Origin of the sequence: Paenibacillus nitricinens, from assembly GCF_052056485.1 — a bacterium.
GTDB classification, from domain to species: domain Bacteria; phylum Bacillota; class Bacilli; order Paenibacillales; family Paenibacillaceae; genus Paenibacillus_AQ; species Paenibacillus_AQ nitricinens.
On the sequence record NZ_CP183948.1, the window covers coordinates 3318532 to 3338235 of the forward strand.

The window sequence follows — 19704 nt, forward strand, 5'->3', positions numbered from 1 at the left end:
CATTTTTCCGATCTCAATTATTCAAAGGTAGTCAAAGGTAATGTGAGAATGAATTCAGTTCCTTCTCCTGATTTACTTCGTACAGTTACATCACCGTTCATCGAACGGATGAATTGATAAGAAAGGGTAAGTCCTAATCCTGTTCCTTTGCTTTTAGTTGAAAAATAAATGATTCCAAGTCGCTCCATCTGCTCGTTGCTCATCCCGACTCCATCATCAATGATTGTTATTTTTGCATATTCGGATTGACGTTCGATACGAATGTTTACATTACCTGTTGCGAGAACAGCGCAAGCTTCAATCGCGTTTTTAATAAAATTAATGAACAGTTGTTTGATTTCAGTAGGATTTGCAGAGATATATAGTTTATCCTCCAAATGTTGCATTTCCAAATAGACGTTATTCATATTGGCGTATGGTGTCATGATCTCTACAATCGAGTTGATCTGCTGCACAAGTTCAATTTTCTCTACCACTGCATGATTTGGTTTAGCTATCGAAAGATACTCAGAGAGAATAACCTCAGTCCGTTTAATTTCTTCAAGACAAATAGCAATATATTTCTGACTCTTTTCTCTGGTGATAGAATCGTCCTTTAATAATTTCAAGAAACCCATAACGGCTGTAAGTGGATTACGGACTTCATGGGCTAGTGAAGCGGCTACATGAGCAATCGTTTCAGATTTTTCACTTTGTAGATACCTCAAATACAATTCCTTATCAGAAACTGCTTTATTAAAAAGAGAAATCAATATCCAAATTCCGAGGAAATTTTGTACTGGCATCACCAGGATGTTAAACTTTAAATGCTGAATCGAATATTGATATTCCGTTACAAACAACGTAGCTATAGGAATGACGGAAAAGCTAAACCCTGCAACAAATGTAATAAGTTTTCGGCATTCGGAACGGCGACGGTATACGTTGGATAAAAGCGCAGATAAGCTAAATGTGATGGAAAGAATACTGATGGCTGAAAATAGTCCCTGCCCACCTATAAGCAGGCGATAGGTTAAAAATTCAACGAGAAGAAAAACTCCAGTAGTCATACCACCATACACCATTCCGAAAAACATGATCACGTAACGAATGTCGAATATAATTCCATCCTCCACAGTAAATGGAAATGACATCGACATAAAAAGACAAATCATACAGGTTATGGTGATGAATTGCCTTGAATAATTTTCGGCTTTGTCACGATAGTAGATGGTATAAAAGACAAAGGGGGTTAGGGCAAACAGTAATTGTAACAAAAAATCCTTTATATACAGCATCTTAGCCCTCCCACCAGTTTAAAAAGAATTTGATATATTGTTAATTCGTTGTGACAATGATTTCCTCCTTCTGAGGGGGGGAAGCTAATGAAAGAAAAGAGGCCGATGAACAACCTTTGATAATCAAAAGTTGTTCGTCAGCCTCTAGTGCTTAAAACTTATAAGAATATTCATTTTCAATTTTAGAGATCCCACCACTGGTCAGATTCACTCTGATATCAATCTTGTCGATGCTGCTTGAATCGAGCGGTAAGATTCCCTTATCGTTCAGTTTGTTCCACTCCTTTGGAAGGTTACGATAGAATATGCCTGAGAGTCCATATACATCGGCATTTATTTCTAAACCTTTCAAGTAAGTTTCCCTAATCTGATCATCAATTATTTTTATCGCTTTCAGTTCAAGATCATTTCGATTAAGGTTTGCGTTCAACTCTGGAAGAGTGCCCTGCATAGACACTTTAATATCGAAGACAGGTTTGCCATGCTTTATCTTGGGACGAATAGAGAATTTAACTTTGTTCATGACGATCACAGCTAGTACTTTTTTGTCATCTTTGATTACCACTGGCGTTCTTTGTGTCTTTTTTTCCAGCCATCGAACTCCTAAAATATCTTTAGACTTCAAGCATCCACGGAATTGCTCATTTTGCAGAAAACAGATCCCTGACATGCTAATATTGGGAGAAGGCGCATTGTTATTGGTCCAGTCTGGCGCAATTTTAAGAAAAGGCAATAGAACCGTTTCGGCTTTCTCTCTCCATTTCCATATAAACTTGTACAGATATAGCGGAGCGATAATCGAACTCTGTTCATAGGTTCGCATGGGACTGTTAAGTTGTGAGTAAATCACCGAGAGATCAGCGATCGAAGGGGTATTCAGCACTTTTTCCATGGGTTCGCTGGTCGCCATAGTCCAAACGGTGTAACGAAATTCATAATATCGATCCCATACATCTAATACTTGATTGATGACGCTAGTTTTCTTTAGCGCTGCTTCACTAAATACGATCGTTTTCACATTGCTCCAGACAATTCTTTGTGGACTAGTAGCATATAAATTGAATATCGCATTATCAAACGAATCTCCATCGGCTTTTCCGATGAAAGTTTTTTGTTCCTGGCTCTGACCCGCCTCTTTCTTCGCAATACCACTAAAGTTAACCATTTGGATATAAACAACGACTTTGTTATCTACATAATCGACTCCTAATGTATTCACATAGATCATATGCTCAATTTCTTTTGATCCCCAACAACCTGTAAGCAGCGTGGAGAGCAGAGCGGTAACAAGTATGCATCGGATCAATTTCATGATCGATCTCGTCCTTTAGTTCCCGTATTGTCTGTAAATTTCCCTTTTCCCCACGGCATTCTGAAAATAACTTTATAAAAATCCTTCAAGTGAGGCGGGGATAAAGGGGAAAGATAGTAGGTGCCGAAAGAACGTAAATTGACCATAAAGAGCACCAGTGCAAGCAGACATGTCATTGTACCAAACAATCCTAGAAACCCACTGATAAAGAGTACAATAATTCGAAGCAAGCTAACGACGCTGACTAATGACTGGTTCACCAATGTAAAGGTAGCTAATACTGAAATGGCTATAACCACAATCGTACCTGGGCCTGCAATGCCGGCACTAATGGCTGCCTGACCGATAATTAAACCTCCAACTACCGATAAGGTCTGGCCATAAGCGGTAGGTAATCTCATCCCGGCTTCTCGAAAAATCTCAAATAAAATGAGCATCACAATTGCTTCCAGAGGAGCCGGAAGAGGTACGCCTTGTCTCGAATTCACTAATGTTGCAAGCAGTGTAAAGGGAATTTGATCTTGGTGAAACGTAGTAAGCGCAATCCAAAAGCCCGGTAAAAACAGGGAAAGCATTACCCCTAGGACTCTTAATAACCTAGTGAAAGCAACAAAGATATTTACCATATGTGCATCTTCCGAAGTATTCAATAAGAAGCTAAAGCTCACTGGCGCAATAATTACAGTAGGTGAACCATTCGTTAACAGCACAAATTTTCCATGAAGAATTGAATTCGCTGCATAGTCAGGTCTGCCCGTATATGAGAATAATGGAAAGAATGAAAATCTAGTCAGACTTTCTTCAAGTTGGGTACTACTCACCAATCCGTTGATTTGAATGCTAGTTAGTTTTGACTTGATCTCATTTAGAACATGAGGTTTAATCGTTTCCTTGAGATATAAAAGATGAACTTCAGTCGAGGTTTGGGTTCCAATCGTGAATTCTTCAACCGCTAATAATTCGGTCTTGAGCCTTTTTCGAATAAGGGCAATATTGGTAAATGATTCTTCCGTAAAGCCATCCTTAGGCCCCCGTGTGGACACTTCCGTATTCGGTTCCTCAGGTTGTCGTTTAGGAGGATCAGCTAATTTCACGACATAACTTTGATTCGATGGCGTAAATAGAAGGAAAAGATCACCATTTAGCACAGTGTCAACCAATGAATTTTCAATCTCACTTTCACTTGATGGAAGGGTGGTCATGTGAAACGGAACCTTTTGCATGAGATTGAGTTCATGGGATGTGAGGATAGATTCCGGAATCTTTTTTAATTCGGGTATGATGTATTCTTCTACTTTGATTTCGTCGCACAACCCCTGGCAATAAACCAGTTGCACGGCATTGTCAGAGTCAGACAATGAGAGAGTCAGTCTCTTAATGTCTGAGCTTGAACCAAATATTCGTGAGAACACATTCTCGAACGTATTTAACTCCTCTTGCTCAGGCTCTTTCATGATGTTGCTTTCCCCTTTCGTTGAGCCAAGCTAATCAGCCCTGCAATAATTACAGAAAAAGCGAGTACGCCCCATAAAGAAAAGGGAAGTACATAATGAGCTAACATGCTCAGAAAAAATTGATCACTAAAAGGTATGGCTGTGAACACTACAATAGCTAAAGAAATGCTCCCAAGAACCAACATTTTCACTTTTTTACTTTGAATTTGGAGTATATCGAGAATAAGGAACATGGTTAAGGAAATTCTCAGAAAAGCACCACTGAACCATTGATAAACGCTAAAAAAGTCCAGATGCTCAATATATCGTCCAATCGTCAGTAATCTCCATTCTTCATACGCGGGAAATCTGAGTTTATCAGCCTCATCCGGACCGAATTCAACAATTGCACCAATAATCGGTCCCATCGTTAGGCCTAAGATAAGCAGGATCATGATCATAAACGATAGATATGACAATCGTGATTTGATGTGGTGTTGCATAAAGAAAAGCATGATGACCTCAACAAAACCTGCGCCTACGTACACTGTCCCATTCCAAACGGGCTGCATACCGTGCTCAAGCATCGGCCTTAACAAGGAATAATCTTTATGCGTTGTGTTAGAGATCATTATAAAAAAACCTAATATCACAACAAAAGGCAACAAAATACCAGCGGTGTTAGCGAGAGAGTGAATACCTAAATATGCATTTATTACGGAAATTAAAAGCAATATGAAAGTAAGGACCAGTATAGGTGTCTCTGGAGAAAAGGTAAGATGCACCCAGTAGACAGTGTCCCTAGTTGTAAGCATGCATAAGAGAAACAAATATACACAAGCGAATACCGAAAGAATATGGCTCACGATAGGAGGGTAAGCTTTTGCCAGCCAAGCGAAAAGATGCTGCTTTTTGATTTTGGTAGTACTAATGTGCAGGATAAAGATCCAAACTAGCGCACATGCCCCAGCAAGCAGCACTGAGATCCATGCGTCACGTTTTGCCGCGTCCAATAGGATGGGGATGATAATGACATGATTTAGAAGGCCTGTGCTCAGCATAATAATCATAATGGCTTGAATAAACGTAATATTTGTTTTGATTTTCCTCATCCTCCTAAATAAACCGGAACCGTCTACCTTATAATGCCATTCTTGGAGGTGATTTATTCTGGGAAGTTGAGTAGGGGGAAACGTAAAGAGCCGTGCGGACATCCGCACGACTCAGAGTGTTTTTATTTATTACTCCATAAGGCAACACGATCCTGCACGTATTTGGTGTAACCTTTCTCCATTTTTTCTACGCCGGCTTTCTCTAAAGCTGCCATGTAATCATCCCAGATTTTATCGAAATCTGCTGGTTTGGCAAGAATGGCTTCCGGAATACGTTTCCATGTAATATCTCTCATTTTGTTGCCTAGAATGGTGACCTCATCTTCACCTGGAATCGCGATATTCCATGCTGCACCATAGGCTTTTTCAATGAATTCTTCTTCTTTCGGAAATAGATCCTTCCAAGTTGTTGCCTTGTAGGCGGCTAAAGTTTCTTTCTCGATATCGCTATACCCAAGTACAAGTTGTTCGGGGAAGTTTTTAGTGTAATAATTACCACTTGCATCCTTAGCGCCGTCTCCGTAATGAACCATCATATTCCAGTAGAAGCCGATTCCGGTTTCCTTAGTGAAGGCTGTATTGTCATTGTTGATACGTTCTTGTACATCTGCTGGAACGACCCGGTTGCCGTTCTCCACCACATAATGCTTACCTTCAATTCCCCAATTGTTCAAGATTTGTCCTTCGTCAGAAGCGAGGAAATCAAGGAACTTAATTGTACGAATCGGGTCTGGGTTTGTGCTGGAGATTGAGATGCCATAGCCACCCATGAAGCCGGTAGGCCAGAAGCTAGTTTCCTTGTATTCTTTCGTTAAAGTTACCGGATAATGACCGTAAGTTTGTTCGAACTTGCCTGCCGTCTTCAACGCCTGCTGAGCATCATTATAGTCCCAATCCTGGTCAATCAAACCTAGAACCCGTCCAGTGGCTACTTTAGCTTTGTATTGGTCATACTTTTGCACAAAGCTCTCTTTATCGAGCAATCCGATGTCATTCATATGATTCAGCCAGCGGAAGTACTCTTTCTCCTCCGGACGACGGAAGTGGTAAATCGCCTCATGGGTTTCTTGATCAACATAATATTCTCCGTCATCAGAACCACCTGTCGTAGCAACAGCAGGGTTAGTGACAGAAATATACATATGCCAATCATCTGCGTTCAGGGAGACTCCAATGTTCTTATTGCCGTTTTCATCAGTTGGATGCTTCTCCAGATAGGCTTTAATTACATTCTCATAATCGGTGACTGTTCTGATTTCAGGGTATCCGGCTTCCTTCAAGACACGATGTTGAAGCTCAAAACCGCCGCCAGCCACAAATTTCTTCTCATCAACTGCCGCCCAGGTCGGAATGGCATAAATGGATTGGTCTTCATTCGTATATTTTGCCCGAGCAAGGTTGTCGCCGAGTACACGTTTAATATTAGGTGCATACTTGTCGATGAATTCGGTTAGATCGATGACTGCTCCAGCGTCAACGAGTTTACCGATATCCGCTTTGGCGGAGATGATATCCGGATAATCACCACCAGCAGCGATCAATGCGATTTTTTGTTGTGGATCACCTACCGCAAATTCCGCATCGAGTGTGACGCCTGTTTTCTCTGTAATCACTTTACTGATGTCGTCTTTCATATTGTTCCAGTTCGGATTTGGATCTTCTGCGAAGAAGGAGAGTGTCAGCGGGCTTAAATCTTCGGCTTGTGCAGTTGCTTCCGCGGTAGCTTCTGCAGTGGCACCGGCTTCATTTGTGGGTTTATTATCTACGTTGTTATCTGCCGTTTTGTTGCTTGATCCGCTACAACCTGCCAGTATACTGATCAGTAAAGTCATGACCATCCATATCACATGCGATTTTACTGTCTTTCTTGTCATGAATAGAAACCCTCCTTTTTCTGGTCAAAAAATTATTGTGTATACAGGCTGAGCCTGCTGATACCCTAAGCGTATTAGCTCTTTACTGAACCCAAAGTCATTCCTTTAACAAAGTAGCGCTGCAAAAATGGATAGACGATTAGAATAGGCACTGTGACTACGATCGTGATTGCCATTTTGACGGATTCCGGAGAAATTTGTGCCATAACCTCCGTCATATTGCGACCTCGGAAATTGTCCGCATTAGTTGTCGTACTCTGTATGACCTTCATAAGCTCGAATTGCAGGGTAGTCAACGCATCCTTGGAACCATTGTAGAGATAAGTATCCAGCCATGAATTCCATTGGCCAACGGCTAAAAAGAGAGCGATAGTTGCTAGCGCAGGTTTGGTCAACGGAAGAATAACCCGCCAATAAATTGTGAAGTCATTAGCCCCATCCAGCTTAGCGGATTCCTGTAACGCATAGGGCAAGCCATCGATAAAGGAACGGATAACAAATACATTAAATGCACTGACAAGACCGGGGAGGACATACACACTAAAGGTTCCTATCATATGAAGATCCTTGATTAAGATGTAACCAGGGATGAGACCCCCAGAGACATACATTGTAAGCGCGAGAAATGTAGAGACGAACTTTCGGGCTTGAAAGTCTACCCGACTCAGAGTGAAAGCTAACATGGATGCACTGACCAACCCAAGAATCGTGCCAATCACCGTACGCAAGATCGAGATTTTGAGTCCGGTCATCAGACCAGAATACGCAAAGATCGTCTCATAGTTCTTAAAAGTGAAGACGCGAGGATAGATCGTGATTCCACCCTTAATGCTATCTGTGGAGTCATTAAAGGAAATGGCCAACACATTCAGAAAAGGATATAGCGTAACTATGGTCACTACAGTGATCGCTATATAGACTACCAGATCGAAGATACGGTCCGACCATGATACGGTGGCCAGTTTTTTACTTAGCATAAGGGCCTCCTATATGATGCTTTCCTTTGTTATTTTTTTGAATATCCCGTTGGCGACAAACAGCAGAATCACGCTCACTACAGAATTAAAGATATTAATGGCCGTACCGAAGGAGAATCGACCCATGCCCAGACCATAGTTCAGCGCGTACAAATCCAGTGTCTGAGAATAATCGCGCACCAGGTTGTTACCGAGCAGGAACTGCTTCTCGAACCCAATACTAATTAAATGCCCGATGGAAATGATGAGCAAAATAATGATCGTTGTCTGGATACCTGGAAGTGTAATGTTTCGCACTTGCTGCAAGCGACTTGCACCATCTACCCGCGCTGCTTCATAAAGCTCTGGACCAATGCCTGAGATGGCTGCAAGATAAATGATGGTGTTCCATCCGGTTTCCTTCCAAACGTCCGAAGCCGTGACGATTCCCCAGAATAAATGACCTTTAGCCATAAATTGAATAGGCTCACTGATTAGATGAAGACCCAGCAGTAGGTCGTTTACCGCACCGTTATCGGTAGAGAGCATTTTGGTAATAATCCCGGCAGCCACCACCCATGATACGAAGTGGGGGAGATACGAGACCGTCTGCACAAACCGTTTTAGAAACTGTAGTCGCAACTCGTTCAGAAGGATGGCAAAGAGGATGGGAATGATGAATCCGGCCAATAGGCCCATGATGCTCATTGCGAGCGTATTGCGAAGTGCATTGAAGAATTGATCATCCTGAATAAGCTCTCTGAAGTACTGTAAGCCGACCCATTTTTGCTCGAAAAAGGATTTCCCGGGCTTGTATTTCTGAAAAGCCATTGTCCATCCCCATAAAGGCAAATAATTGAATACAAATGCCCAGAGCACAAATGGAAAGGCCATCATATAGAGGTATTTTTGCTGTAAAAAAGTTGGCCAAAAGCGTGAGGTTGACTTCTTCGGCTCAGATTGAGCTTTTGAGGTAATCGCTTTCATTTGTGTCCCTCCTTCGATATGCCATAATCATAATCTATAGAAAGTGTAAGAAACACCCGAATATTTCATATAAAAAACAGGGGGGAATCCGTCATTTTCGTAAGCGTTTTCTGAAAAAGTAAAATTAAATCAAGTTCTTTCTGCGGTAGTCTGAGGGAGAGATACCTTCAAGCTTTTTAAATTTTTCACGGAAATAATCCACATCGCTGAAGCCAACTTCGTTTGCGGCCTGATGGATTTTGTAGCCTTGAATTAATAGCTCCTTGGCCTTTTCCATGCGGACTTTATCCAGATAACTGTTAAAGGAATACCCCGTGCTGTTCTTAAAAAGCTTCCCCAAATAAGCGCTACTGTAACTGAATACATCCGCAAGCGTATCAAGCTTAAGATTCTCATTATAATGCCGATGGATGAGGTCCAGCATCCGCTTTAGGAAGACCTCCATATCGTCACGGGCAATATCTTTTGCATAATGCTCCAGAAGAGTGGTGGTATACCGTTGCAATTGAGGCAGAGAGGTATGTTTATATATTTGTTCAATTTGCTCATCCATGTCGTTGTGGAGAGGACTCTGCTCCTTATATTGAAGAGAGAGTTTATTTAGTAGATGAGAGACAATACGCACATAACGCGATTTCACGCCCATCTCGGAATAATCGGCGGTAATCATAAGCTCTCCAGCTTCTTGAATCAGGGTAAAGAGTAACGCACTGCTGCCAGTATCCATACAAAAAAATATTCGTTCCACAACGGACTCCAGCCTGTTCTCTATTTCCTCTAGACTAACTATCAGCTCTTTCTTTATTTTTATGGAATCCGGTCCAATCATCTCCGGTTCATCGTAGAAAAAATGCTCCTTCATCCTTGTAAGAGCAGATAGGTGGGAGACGGAGATATCCTCCAAGTTGTTCACCATATCACCTGCAGTGATGATACATTCAAGTCCATGTTCAAATACTACTTCCTGTATATTTTGGACCATTAATTTACGTACAAGCTCTTTCTGAAATGAGGGCTGCAGCAAAACTCCCAAATAAGAATCTAGCAACAATACTATGCCCCAGCCATGTTCTTCAAAACTATTTGTAAGTCTTGTCTTTATGACCGTTGAAGGTCCGTGGTCTGAATTGTCCTGAAGTAGCAGCCGAATTAGGACCACCTGATAGGAATCCCAAAGGAGTCCTGCTTCGCGTACGGTTGCCTCCAATATGGGTAAAGTCTGCATGCTTCGATCCAATAGCAAGGATTGAACCAGCATTTCCCGGCTCCATTCCTTAACTGCAGCCTGTTTCTTATGATGGGTTATACGCGCATGCAGCTCAATGGACAGATTTTCTAAGTATGACTGCAATTCAGCTTCATCCACCGGCTTGAGCAAATAGTTATCAATTCCAAAAAACATCGCACGCTTGGCATAGCTGAAATCAGCATGGCCACTGAGGATAATGATATGCATTTCAGGATCGAGAGCTCTCAGCTCTTCAACAAGCTCTAGACCATCTCTACCGGGCATACGGATATCTACGATCATTAAATCAGGGGAGTAAAGGTCATATTTATGCTTTGCCTCTAAGGCGTTCGCTGCGGAATCAACGACCTGATATCCAAGACTCTCCCAGTCTAGCAAAGCAACAAGTCCTTCACGAATCGCCTGCTCATCATCGACAATCAACACGCTATACATATGAATCACTCCTTAATGGGATTGCAAAGCTGATTTGCGTTCCAAATCCGATTTGACTTGTTAAAGTTAGCCCAAATTGCGGGCCGTAGGTCAGCTGGAGCCGTAAATGAATATTGCGAATCCCAATACTATTAGTTTCATAGTCATCATTATGATCTAGCATTTTGATAATTTCTTGTATTCGCGCTTTTGAGATACCGGCTCCATTGTCAGATACCTGAACCTTTAAATAATGGTCTTCTAAGCGGATTTCTACACGGATCATGCCGCCATCTATTCGATTCTCCAATCCGTGGATGACACAATTCTCTACCAGAGGTTGAATAATCAAAGGAGGGATTTGTAAAGGGTTCGCCCTTGGGTCCACATGAAGCTCATACGTGAGTCTGTCATCATAACGGAATTTTTGGATGACTAGATAACAGCTTACGGTTTCAAGCTCACTTTGCAGACTGATCATCCCATTGCCAACCTCAAGGTTTTTACGCATCATTTTCCCTAGCAGTCGAACGACTTGAGAAATATCCGCTTGTCCCCTAACTAGGGTTTTCATTCGGATTGATTCCAGGGCATTGAAGAGAAAGTGGGGGTTGATCTGGCTGGCCATCATCTTGAACTTAATCTCATTTTGCTTAAGCTGGATCGCATTTTTCTGTCGGTTGGATTCTTGAACCTCACTCATTAGTTCATTAATGTTCCGTACCATATGATTAAATTGTCTGGCGAGCTGACCGATTTCATCTTTGCCGTCAATAACAAGCGTGGCTTCTAAATTACCCGAAGCGACCTTCGAAATATGCTTGCTAAGATGCAGTATCCTTCCAGTGAGTAGTCGCGAGACATAATAAATTAAGAGAATAGCCATAAACAATGCCGAAAGAACTACAATTGATGCTAGGAAAATAATTTGGTTGGGCTCATCGACAATGCTTGCAACAGAAAAAATTGAAATGATACGCAGGCTGTTCAAGCTTCCGCCTGGCTGCCAGTGATCGATCACCATTTTGAAAGGTTTACCGTCAATGGTTACATTGTGGGGACCTTGACTTGTATCAGATAGGGTTATGAGGTCAATGTTCGTCAGTGATTTATCTTGTGTATCTACCCGATTGGAGGCGACAATATTGTTGTTCTCATCCATAATAAGCGTTTCAAATGATTCCTGGTTAAGGATAGCATTTAGTTTATTCGTATTTACATTCACAACTAGGACCCCTGTGGTTCTCTCCTTAAAAAAATTCAACTTTCGGATTAGACTTAGATAATAACGTCCATTACGGTTATCCCGTATATAATTCCAGCACACCAGTCCCCTTTGATTGAGCGCAGTTTGGTACCATTGCTCTTGTGTAACATTCTCGCTCGTCTGTAGAAACTCCCAGTTGTCTAGAATCGTTGGATTATCAATATACAAGCGGATGCTGGAAACTTCGTTGTACAGTCGGACAAAATCACGGAAATCAGGATAATTCCAGTAAGCTTCCACGACATCATAGACAGATTCATAATGATGATTAGCTACCTCTTCAAGTCGGCTGTCATTTGATAGACGGTAAGCGATGTCGATCGGAACGTTAAGCATTTCGCCTGTCCGTTTCTTCACCCGATCCACGTTAGCGGTAATCTGCTCCAGCGCATTAGCCATTGCCATATTCCGTAGTTCAATAGTGAGGAACAGTCCTACAATTAAGACTGGAATAAGCACAACACAGCCAAATGACAGAAATAACTTCGTTCTGAGTTTAAGATTATTCACTAGGGTGATGATACGAGCATACACGAATAAGAGCCACCTCCAGCAACAGAATGTTAACGCTTACATAAAAGTATATCGTTAAACGAACTTCCATTATATGTGATCATTTAGGGATTTATTGTCTTCTATTATGGAGTTTTGAAATGGGGGGGCTCTATCTTCCCTTTTTGTAAGCAACTGCTTTATATCCCCATTTACAAATACAAAAGAACAATACTTTTTGGGGTAAAACCTTTAATTTGAACAGATAAAATGTAAGTAAGCTATGATAAAATTCTAATTGAAATCGCTTACAATTATATAAATGGAAGGATGTGGGATACCGGGATTCTCACCAAACAACAAAGTAAACCTCAGACGATTGCTTGGAATATTAGAGTTCAGTCAAGTAGTATGTAGTCAAAAAAATCTTAGGAGGTAGATTATGTTTAAGATGAATAAGAAAATCTTGACTGTATTCTTCGCAGCAACTATGAGCTTTAGCCTGTTCGCAGCAACCACAAATGCAGCGACAGATTATTGGCAAAATTGGACCGATGGTGGTGGAACAGTAAATGCTACCAATGGATCAGGTGGTAATTACAGTGTTACATGGTCGAATACCGGGAATTTTGTTGTCGGTAAGGGCTGGAATACCGGATCACCTACAAGAACAATAAACTACAATGCCGGCGTCTGGGCTCCGTCCGGTAATGGATATTTGACACTCTATGGATGGACGAGAAACTCACTCATAGAGTATTACGTTGTTGATAGCTGGGGCACTTATAGACCAACTGGAACATTTAAAGGCACCGTGACCAGTGATGGAGGCACCTATGATATTTATACCACTACGCGAACCAACGCACCTTCCATTGACGGCACTGCAACATTCACACAGTTCTGGAGTGTAAGACAGTCGAAGAGAGCAACGGGAAGCAATGCCGCTATCACTTTTAGCAACCACGTTAATGCATGGAAGAATTATGGAATGAATTTGGGTAGTAGTTGGGCTTACCAAGTGTTAGCTACTGAGGGATATCAAAGTAGTGGGAGCTCTAACGTAACCGTGTGGTAACCAATAAACATCAGGCTCTTAATCGATGAAAGTACTAAGGACTGCCGGTCTCACAACCGGCGGCCTTATTTATTCCAAAAGATTACTTACATACTACTAAGATCATCGTCACGACTTATTATTTTCCTATCCGTTCAAAGGAGATAAATCAATGAGAAAACTATTGAGTTTCCTATTCATAGCAACAGTAGTTGTTATCAGCGCTTGCTCACAAGAAAAGCCTGAAACGAGTAATGACAATGTATTTGTAGAGGGAGGGACTTTTATAAACTCAAAATCCAACTACAATGGTGAAACCTTATCCAACTTTTATATTGGTAAATATGAGGTAACTCAAAAAGAATGGATCGAGGTAATGGGAAGCAATCCTTCAGAATTCAAGGGCGACAATTTGCCGGTTGAAATGGTTAGCTGGTATGACGTTGTTGAGTACTGTAATAAGCGGAGTATAAAAGAGGGTTTAAAACCCTATTACAATATAGATAAGAATAAGAAAGACACAAATAATAAGAGCGATAATGATATTATAAAATGGACCGTAACGATCAATGTGGGAGCTAATGGTTATCGCTTACCGACAGAAGCAGAGTGGGAGTATGCTGCAGGTGGAGGTCAATTAAGCAAGAGTTACACATACAGTGGAAGCAATAATGCAGATGAAGTAGCTTGGTATTGGAAAAATGCTGGAGATAAATACTTAACGGGTGAATGGAACTGGCCTATCATTGAAAACAACAATAATAAAACAAAATCCGTCGGTGTCAAAAAGCCCAATGAGTTAGGACTTTATGATATGTCTGGAAATGTCAGGGAATGGTGTTGGAACTGGTACGGGGACATGGGAAGTGATATCGGTTCTTTCCGGGTTGTAAAGGGTGGTGGTTGGATCGGCAACATCACAAACAACGAGATATCTTTTCAGGGCAAGTTTGAGGCAAATGGCATGGGACCTGATCAAGGTTTTCGTGTGTGTCGTGGTGAGTAAACGGCGGGAAGGTTATTTTCTTTTAAGTTTGGACTCCATGACAGTGATTAAAATGTTCTTACCAATAAGCTGTTTCCGGTACTCAACCGGAAGCAGCTTATTTAATTTCGTTTATTTCCAACTACAAAAGATCTAAACTTTTCACGATATAAGCTTTAGTTTATGCATATGAAAAAATTGGGACAATGTTAGAATTTAATTGTTTCCGCTTACATTTATAAATATGGAATAAAAAGGAGGTTGATCAAACGGGTTGCACAGCATCTTAGTAAGACTAGTTGCAGTACAACCAAGAGGAGGAAAGCAAATGAGACCAAAGAGAATGCGTTTATTTAATGGAAAGATTTGAAGAGGTAAAGTTGCTAGGAGGGATGGAAAGATGATTAGAGCCAACGTAATAAAATGGACGGCCATTGCGTCGCTAGTCGTATTCTTATTTACAGGCTCACTGACGATGACTGGTGACAAGGCTCTCGCGGCCGATTGTTCGAACGGCTATGTAGCATTAACCTATGACGATGGTCCGAACCCTAACAACACTGTAACACTACTTAATGCACTACAACAAAACGGCTTGCGTGCAACGTTCTTCAACCTTGGACAGAATGCCCAAAATAATCCGTCCCTAGTAAACCAGCAGAAGGCAGCAGGCATGTGGATTGGGAATCATTCCTGGTCTCATCCGCATTTGACCCAACTGACCACCTCACAAATGTCATCAGAGGTTACAAACACGCAAACGACACTACAGTCTATAACGGGCACGGCTCCGAAGTTGTTTCGTCCGCCATATGGTGAGACTAACGCAACTTTAAAGTCCATTGAGGCCCAAAATGGTCTCACTGAAGTGTTATGGAACGTTGACTCCCAGGACTGGAATGGAGCCAGTACCGCTCAGATTGTAAATGCTGTAGGTACAATGCAAAATGGCGACGTGATCCTTATGCACGATCAGTACCAAACTACGGTTCAAGCGATTCCACAGATTGCACAGAATCTCAAGAACCGCGGTCTATGCTCTGGCATGATCTCGACGAGCACAGGCCGGGCAGTCGCACCTGATAGCGAAGGTACGACACCTACTCCAACACCAACGCCATCATCTACACCAAGTCCTGGCACAAGCACAAAGATAGAAGTTGAAAACATGACCAAAGGTGGTCAGTATACTGCCAATATAAGCTCACCGTTCTCCGGAGTTGCTTTATACGCCAACAATGATTTAGTGAAATACACACAAAATTTCTCGAGTGGTACCCATAATTTTTCACTACGCGGGGCTTCGAATAACTCCACTATGGCGAGGGTCGATTTGAAAATCGGGGGAGTAACCAAGGGTACCTTTTACTTCGGGGGAAGCAGTCCAGCCGTTTATACGCTAAACAATGTCAGTCATGGAACCGGAAATCAAGAGATCCAGCTCGTCGTAACAGCTGATAACGGAACATGGGATGCTTACCTTGATTATCTGGAAATCCAGTAAATATTCCACACATGGAAGTTGGAGACGGACTGCTTAATGTAGAGACAAAATGAAAAAAGCAACCCGCCAGCCATGACTGGTGGGTTGCAAATGTAACCTATCTCTCAACAACGGTCTCACCTTCAATTAACACAGGCTGATAATAAGTGTTGTTGGGCAGGTCTTTTTTTCCTTGTAGTTTCTTAATGACCCAATCTGCTGCATCTCGTCCCATGGCTTCTTGTGGGTGTGTCAAGGTGGTTAGTTTGATGTTCGCGTTTTTGGCAATATAAGAATTGTCTTGTCCAATAATCGATAATTCCTCCGGAATAGTGATTTCCAGCTGTCTGCAGGCATGGACCACTTCCAATCCAACCTCGTCGTTATAACAAACAATAGCAGTGAGCATATCTCTATTTTTATTCAGAAAATCCTTCAAGTCTGTAGATAACGTCTGTTTTGTCTCCGTGTTGAATGAAAAAATCTGCTCAGGATAAAATCGTAATTTGGATTCTCCGAGCGCTTTAATATACCCCTTCATCCGATACTTTCCTTGTAAATCATCCATTTTTGCAATGAGTCCTATTTGGGTGTGGCCTTTGGTTATCAACTCTTTTGTTGCCAAATAGCTGGACTGCACGTCATCAAGACAAAGGTACGGCAGTTCTATTTCTTCATAAAAGGCATTAATCATTACTATCGGAATATCCTGTTCCTTAAAAGAGAGGTAGTAAGCAATATTGGGGTTATATAGATTGCTTTTCGTCGGTTCAATAATTAAGCCATCTACACCGTAGGAGAGCATCATTTCCAGCGCCTTTTTTTCTTGAGCAACATCGTTATTGGTGCTAGCTAATAGTAAAGAATAATTATCCTCATTTAGCCGACTCTCGATCCCACGGATAATGGAAGGAAAGATATAGTCGGAGATATAGGTCGTAATTACACCGATTGTCTTCTTATGGGAACTTCCGCCGGTCTTCGAACGATAGTGGTTGCTAACATAAGTACCAGATCCTTTTTCGCTTCGCAGGAAGCCTTCATTGGAAAGTTCTAAAATTGCTTTTCGAACAGTCTGCCGGCTAACTTCATACATGGATTGTAAAGCAGACTCAGTAGGGATTTGTTCACCAACATTGTAATCTCCCGAAAGGATTTTGCTTTTTATGTCATCTAATATCAATTGATACTTTGGTTTCATGTAATTCCTCTTTCCATACTTGTTCGCTAAGTTATTCGTGTATTTGGTGAATTTGTATGTACAAATTATAGCATGACTGCGAAAAAAATAGAAAGGGGCTCTTTTTTTATACAGTTAAATCATTATTATCTCCACATTTGTATGTATATATAACAATTTAATTGACAAATGTACGTACAAAAAATTATACTGTATCTGTCAATTAAGAAAGTTAATTCTTATCATGACCGTTTAAAAAAGCGCTCTCAGAGAGGTGACAAACGTGATATCGAATCGATTAAGCATCGAACAAGCGATTAATAAGGGAGAAACTTCGCTTGGTATTGAATTTGGGTCCACGCGCATCAAAGTTGTACTTATTGATCATTGCTTTCAAACGATCGCTTCTGGAAGTTACGAATGGGAAAATCAGTTGAAGGACGGTTTTTGGACGTACAACTTGGAAGATATTATCAAAGGTCTGCAAGACGCATATCGCGAGATGAAGGAAGAAGTTGCACAAAATTACGGAATCACCCTTCAAACGGTTGGCTCAATCGGTTTTTCTGCAATGATGCATGGATACATGGCTTTCGACGAGCACAATGAACTTCTTGTTCCATTCCGGACTTGGCGTAATGCAACAACAGGTAAGGCTGCCAAAGCATTGACTGATCTGTTTGGGTTTAATATTCCAGAACGCTGGAGCATTGCTCATCTTTATCAGGCGATTTTGAATAAAGAAGAACATGTGCCACAGATCCGTTTTGTTACGACATTATCAGGATATATTCATTGGCTATTGACTGGAAATAAAGCACTTGGTGTTGGGGATGCTTCGGGCATGTTCCCTATTGATGAATCCACACGAAATTATAATGAATCGATGATACAGCAGTTCGATGAGCTTGTTGCAAGCAAAGGTTATCCGTGGAAGACCAGTGATCTGTTTCCTAAGGTGTATGTTGCAGGGGAGCAAGCAGGTGTATTAACCGAAGCGGGAGCTAAAATTCTAGATCCATTGTTACATTTACAGGCAGGCATTCCGCTCAGTCCTCCAGAAGGAGATGCCGGAACCGGGATGGTGGCAACGAATAGCGTAAGAAAACGCACCGGAAATGTCTCTGTAGGAACCTCTGTTTTTGCCATGATTGTGTTAGAAAAAGAACTTTCCAAAGTTTATCCGGAAATCGATATGGTTACTACTCCGAACGGAAGTCCAGTGGGCATGGTTCATGCGAATAACTGTTCAAGTGACCTCAACGCCTGGCTCGGGTTATTCCGCGAGTTCTATGAAGCCATGGGACACAAAGTGGATGCAAATAAATTGTACAACGTGCTTTTAAATAAAGCTTTGGATGCAGATCCTGATGCCGGAGGCTTACTAAGCTATGGTTATCTCTCAGGAGAGAATATTACTGGGTTAGAACAAGGTCGTCCGCTATTTGTCCGCTCGCCGGAGAGCAAATTCAATCTGTCCAACTTTATGCGTACACATCTATTCAGCGCCTTTGGTGCTTTGAAAATTGGAATGGACATTTTGACGAAGGAAGAGAATGTAGCCATTGATAGTATTTTAGGCCACGGCGGCTTATTTAAGACTCCGGTAGTGGGTCAAAAAATAATGGCAGCTTCAATGAATGTTCCTGTATCCGTAATGTCGACTGCCGGTGAAGGCGGTGCATGGGGAATGGCTATTCTGGCCGCTTACATGATGAATAACAATCAGGAAGAAAGTTTAGAAGACTTCCTCGATCAAAAAGTGTTCAAAGATGTTAAGGGTGAAGAAATTCATCCAGAGGAAACCGACATTAAAGGATTTGAAACCTTTATCGAACGTTATAAAAAGGGTCTGGCGATCGAGCAGTCCGCTGTTGACAATTTAGTGTGAAAATGGAGGTGGCAAGATGTTAGAACAACTTAAAGAAGAGGTTTTTCAAGCCAATCTGGAATTGCCGAAACAAGGACTTATTAAGTATACATGGGGAAATGTAAGTGCGATTGATCGTGAAAGTGGATTATTCGTAATCAAACCTAGTGGTGTAGACTATGAAACAATGAAAGCCAGCGACATGGTTGTTGTTGATCTCGATGGGAATGTGGTTGAAGGGGATATGAGGCCTTCATCTGATACACCTACTCACGCAGTGCTTTATAAGCATTACTCTGAAATCGGCGGAATCGTGCACACGCATTCTACTTGGGCGACCATCTGGGCTCAAGCAGGACTAGATGTTCCTGTCATGGGAACGACGCATGCAGATACCTTCTATGGTTCCATTCCTTGTGCGCGTTTCTTGACGCAAGAAGAAGTCGATCGTGGTTACGAAGCGGAAACGGGTAATGTCATCATCGAGACTTTTGAACAGCGCGGGATAGATATTATGGCGGTTCCTGGTGTTTTGTTAAAAGGCCACGGACCCTTTACATGGGGAAAAGATGCGAAATCGGCGGTAATGAACAGCGTAGTTTTGGATGAAGTATCCAAAATGAATTTATATGCAAGAGAACTGAACCATTTTGCAGAGGAATTGCCACAACGTATTCTAGATAAACATTACTTGCGCAAACATGGAAAAGGCGCTTATTACGGACAAAAATAATAAAACTACAAAATGACGAAAAG

General features: G+C 41.6%; 15 protein-coding genes. 5 read left to right on the plus strand and 10 right to left on the minus strand.

The genetic code is table 11. The annotated features are described in order from the left end of the window. Positions 1–17 precede the first annotated feature (17 nt). From ACN6KS_RS14685 to ACN6KS_RS14725, 9 genes are all read right to left on the minus strand, one after another. The gene (locus ACN6KS_RS14685; RefSeq protein ID WP_440962314.1) at positions 18–1277 is read right to left on the minus strand and encodes an ATP-binding protein; all 1260 of its coding nucleotides are present in this window, start codon (positions 1275–1277) and stop codon (positions 18–20) included. A 151-nt stretch (positions 1278–1428) separates the two neighbouring features. Next, complete coding sequence (locus tag ACN6KS_RS14690) at positions 1429–2589, minus strand: Ger(x)C family spore germination protein (RefSeq protein ID WP_440962315.1); 1161 nt, start codon at positions 2587–2589, stop codon at positions 1429–1431. Then, positions 2586–4043 (minus strand): spore germination protein, encoded by a 1458-nt coding sequence (locus tag ACN6KS_RS14695; protein ID WP_440962316.1) that lies wholly within the window; start codon positions 4041–4043, stop codon positions 2586–2588. The genes ACN6KS_RS14690 and ACN6KS_RS14695 overlap by 4 nt, the downstream gene beginning before the upstream one ends. After that, positions 4040–5134, minus strand: coding sequence for a GerAB/ArcD/ProY family transporter (locus tag ACN6KS_RS14700; protein ID WP_440962317.1), 1095 nt, complete (start codon positions 5132–5134; stop codon positions 4040–4042). The genes ACN6KS_RS14695 and ACN6KS_RS14700 overlap by 4 nt, the downstream gene beginning before the upstream one ends. Positions 5135–5256: 122 nt before the next feature. Continuing rightward, a complete protein-coding gene (locus ACN6KS_RS14705) occupies positions 5257–7008 on the minus strand; it encodes an ABC transporter substrate-binding protein (RefSeq protein ID WP_440962318.1) in 1752 nt (583 codons plus the stop codon). A 74-nt stretch (positions 7009–7082) separates the two neighbouring features. After that, entirely contained in the window at positions 7083–7985 is a 903-nt protein-coding gene (locus ACN6KS_RS14710) for a carbohydrate ABC transporter permease (protein WP_094868767.1), read from the minus strand. Between the two features lie 9 nt (positions 7986–7994). Further along, positions 7995–8951, minus strand: a complete 957-nt coding sequence (locus tag ACN6KS_RS14715) for an ABC transporter permease (protein ID WP_094868768.1) — start codon at positions 8949–8951, stop codon at positions 7995–7997. A gap of 124 nt (positions 8952–9075) precedes the next feature. Then, positions 9076–10635 (minus strand): response regulator transcription factor, encoded by a 1560-nt coding sequence (locus tag ACN6KS_RS14720; RefSeq protein ID WP_440962319.1) that lies wholly within the window; start codon positions 10633–10635, stop codon positions 9076–9078. After that, a complete protein-coding gene (locus ACN6KS_RS14725) occupies positions 10628–12415 on the minus strand; it encodes a cache domain-containing sensor histidine kinase (protein ID WP_440962320.1) in 1788 nt (595 codons plus the stop codon). The genes ACN6KS_RS14720 and ACN6KS_RS14725 overlap by 8 nt, the downstream gene beginning before the upstream one ends. 400 nt (positions 12416–12815) lie before the next feature. Here ACN6KS_RS14725 and ACN6KS_RS14730 point away from each other — a divergent pair, with 400 nt between their 5' ends. The 3 genes from ACN6KS_RS14730 to ACN6KS_RS14740 all read left to right on the plus strand — a co-directional run bounded on the left by ACN6KS_RS14730 (position 12816) and on the right by ACN6KS_RS14740 (position 15919). Next, a complete protein-coding gene (locus ACN6KS_RS14730; protein WP_094868771.1) occupies positions 12816–13451 on the plus strand; it encodes a glycoside hydrolase family 11 protein in 636 nt (211 codons plus the stop codon). Positions 13452–13602: 151 nt separating this feature from the next. Further along, positions 13603–14436 carry a formylglycine-generating enzyme family protein gene (locus tag ACN6KS_RS14735; protein ID WP_440962321.1) on the plus strand — a complete coding sequence of 278 codons (834 nt, stop codon included), beginning with the start codon at positions 13603–13605 and terminating at the stop codon, positions 14434–14436. 379 nt (positions 14437–14815) lie between these two features. Next, positions 14816–15919 carry a polysaccharide deacetylase family protein gene (locus ACN6KS_RS14740; RefSeq protein ID WP_440962322.1) on the plus strand — a complete coding sequence of 368 codons (1104 nt, stop codon included), beginning with the start codon at positions 14816–14818 and terminating at the stop codon, positions 15917–15919. A gap of 97 nt (positions 15920–16016) precedes the next feature. Here ACN6KS_RS14740 and ACN6KS_RS14745 read toward each other — a convergent pair whose 3' ends face one another. Next, positions 16017–17099, minus strand: a complete 1083-nt coding sequence (locus ACN6KS_RS14745; RefSeq protein WP_440962323.1) for a GntR family transcriptional regulator — start codon at positions 17097–17099, stop codon at positions 16017–16019. Positions 17100–17361: 262 nt separating this feature from the next. Here ACN6KS_RS14745 and ACN6KS_RS14750 point away from each other — a divergent pair, with 262 nt between their 5' ends. Both ACN6KS_RS14750 and ACN6KS_RS14755 read left to right on the plus strand, forming a co-directional pair. Further along, positions 17362–18969: a xylulokinase gene (locus ACN6KS_RS14750; RefSeq protein ID WP_440962324.1), complete on the plus strand. Its 1608-nt coding sequence runs from the start codon at positions 17362–17364 to the stop codon at positions 18967–18969. Between the two features lie 16 nt (positions 18970–18985). Beyond that, positions 18986–19681: an L-ribulose-5-phosphate 4-epimerase gene (locus ACN6KS_RS14755; RefSeq protein WP_440962325.1), complete on the plus strand. Its 696-nt coding sequence runs from the start codon at positions 18986–18988 to the stop codon at positions 19679–19681. Positions 19682–19704: the final 23 nt, after the last annotated feature.

Excerpts from the sequence above, each read along its gene's own strand:
- ACN6KS_RS14685 (WP_440962314.1), bottom strand. The coding sequence starts at position 1,277 with ATGCTGTATATAAAGGATTTTTTGTTACAATTACTGTTTGCCCTAACC.
- ACN6KS_RS14710 (WP_094868767.1), bottom strand. The coding sequence starts at position 7,985 with ATGCTAAGTAAAAAACTGGCCACCGTATCATGGTCGGACCGTATCTTC.
- ACN6KS_RS14715 (WP_094868768.1), bottom strand. The coding sequence starts at position 8,951 with ATGAAAGCGATTACCTCAAAAGCTCAATCTGAGCCGAAGAAGTCAACC.
- ACN6KS_RS14705 (WP_440962318.1), bottom strand. The coding sequence starts at position 7,008 with ATGACAAGAAAGACAGTAAAATCGCATGTGATATGGATGGTCATGACT.
- ACN6KS_RS14755 (WP_440962325.1), top strand. The coding sequence starts at position 18,986 with ATGTTAGAACAACTTAAAGAAGAGGTTTTTCAAGCCAATCTGGAATTG.
- ACN6KS_RS14700 (WP_440962317.1), bottom strand. The coding sequence starts at position 5,134 with ATGAGGAAAATCAAAACAAATATTACGTTTATTCAAGCCATTATGATT.
- ACN6KS_RS14690 (WP_440962315.1), bottom strand. The coding sequence starts at position 2,589 with ATGAAATTGATCCGATGCATACTTGTTACCGCTCTGCTCTCCACGCTG.
- ACN6KS_RS14740 (WP_440962322.1), top strand. The coding sequence starts at position 14,816 with ATGATTAGAGCCAACGTAATAAAATGGACGGCCATTGCGTCGCTAGTC.
- ACN6KS_RS14695 (WP_440962316.1), bottom strand. The coding sequence starts at position 4,043 with ATGAAAGAGCCTGAGCAAGAGGAGTTAAATACGTTCGAGAATGTGTTC.
- ACN6KS_RS14735 (WP_440962321.1), top strand. The coding sequence starts at position 13,603 with ATGAGAAAACTATTGAGTTTCCTATTCATAGCAACAGTAGTTGTTATC.
- ACN6KS_RS14720 (WP_440962319.1), bottom strand. The coding sequence starts at position 10,635 with ATGTATAGCGTGTTGATTGTCGATGATGAGCAGGCGATTCGTGAAGGA.
- ACN6KS_RS14745 (WP_440962323.1), bottom strand. The coding sequence starts at position 17,099 with ATGAAACCAAAGTATCAATTGATATTAGATGACATAAAAAGCAAAATC.
- ACN6KS_RS14730 (WP_094868771.1), top strand. The coding sequence starts at position 12,816 with ATGTTTAAGATGAATAAGAAAATCTTGACTGTATTCTTCGCAGCAACT.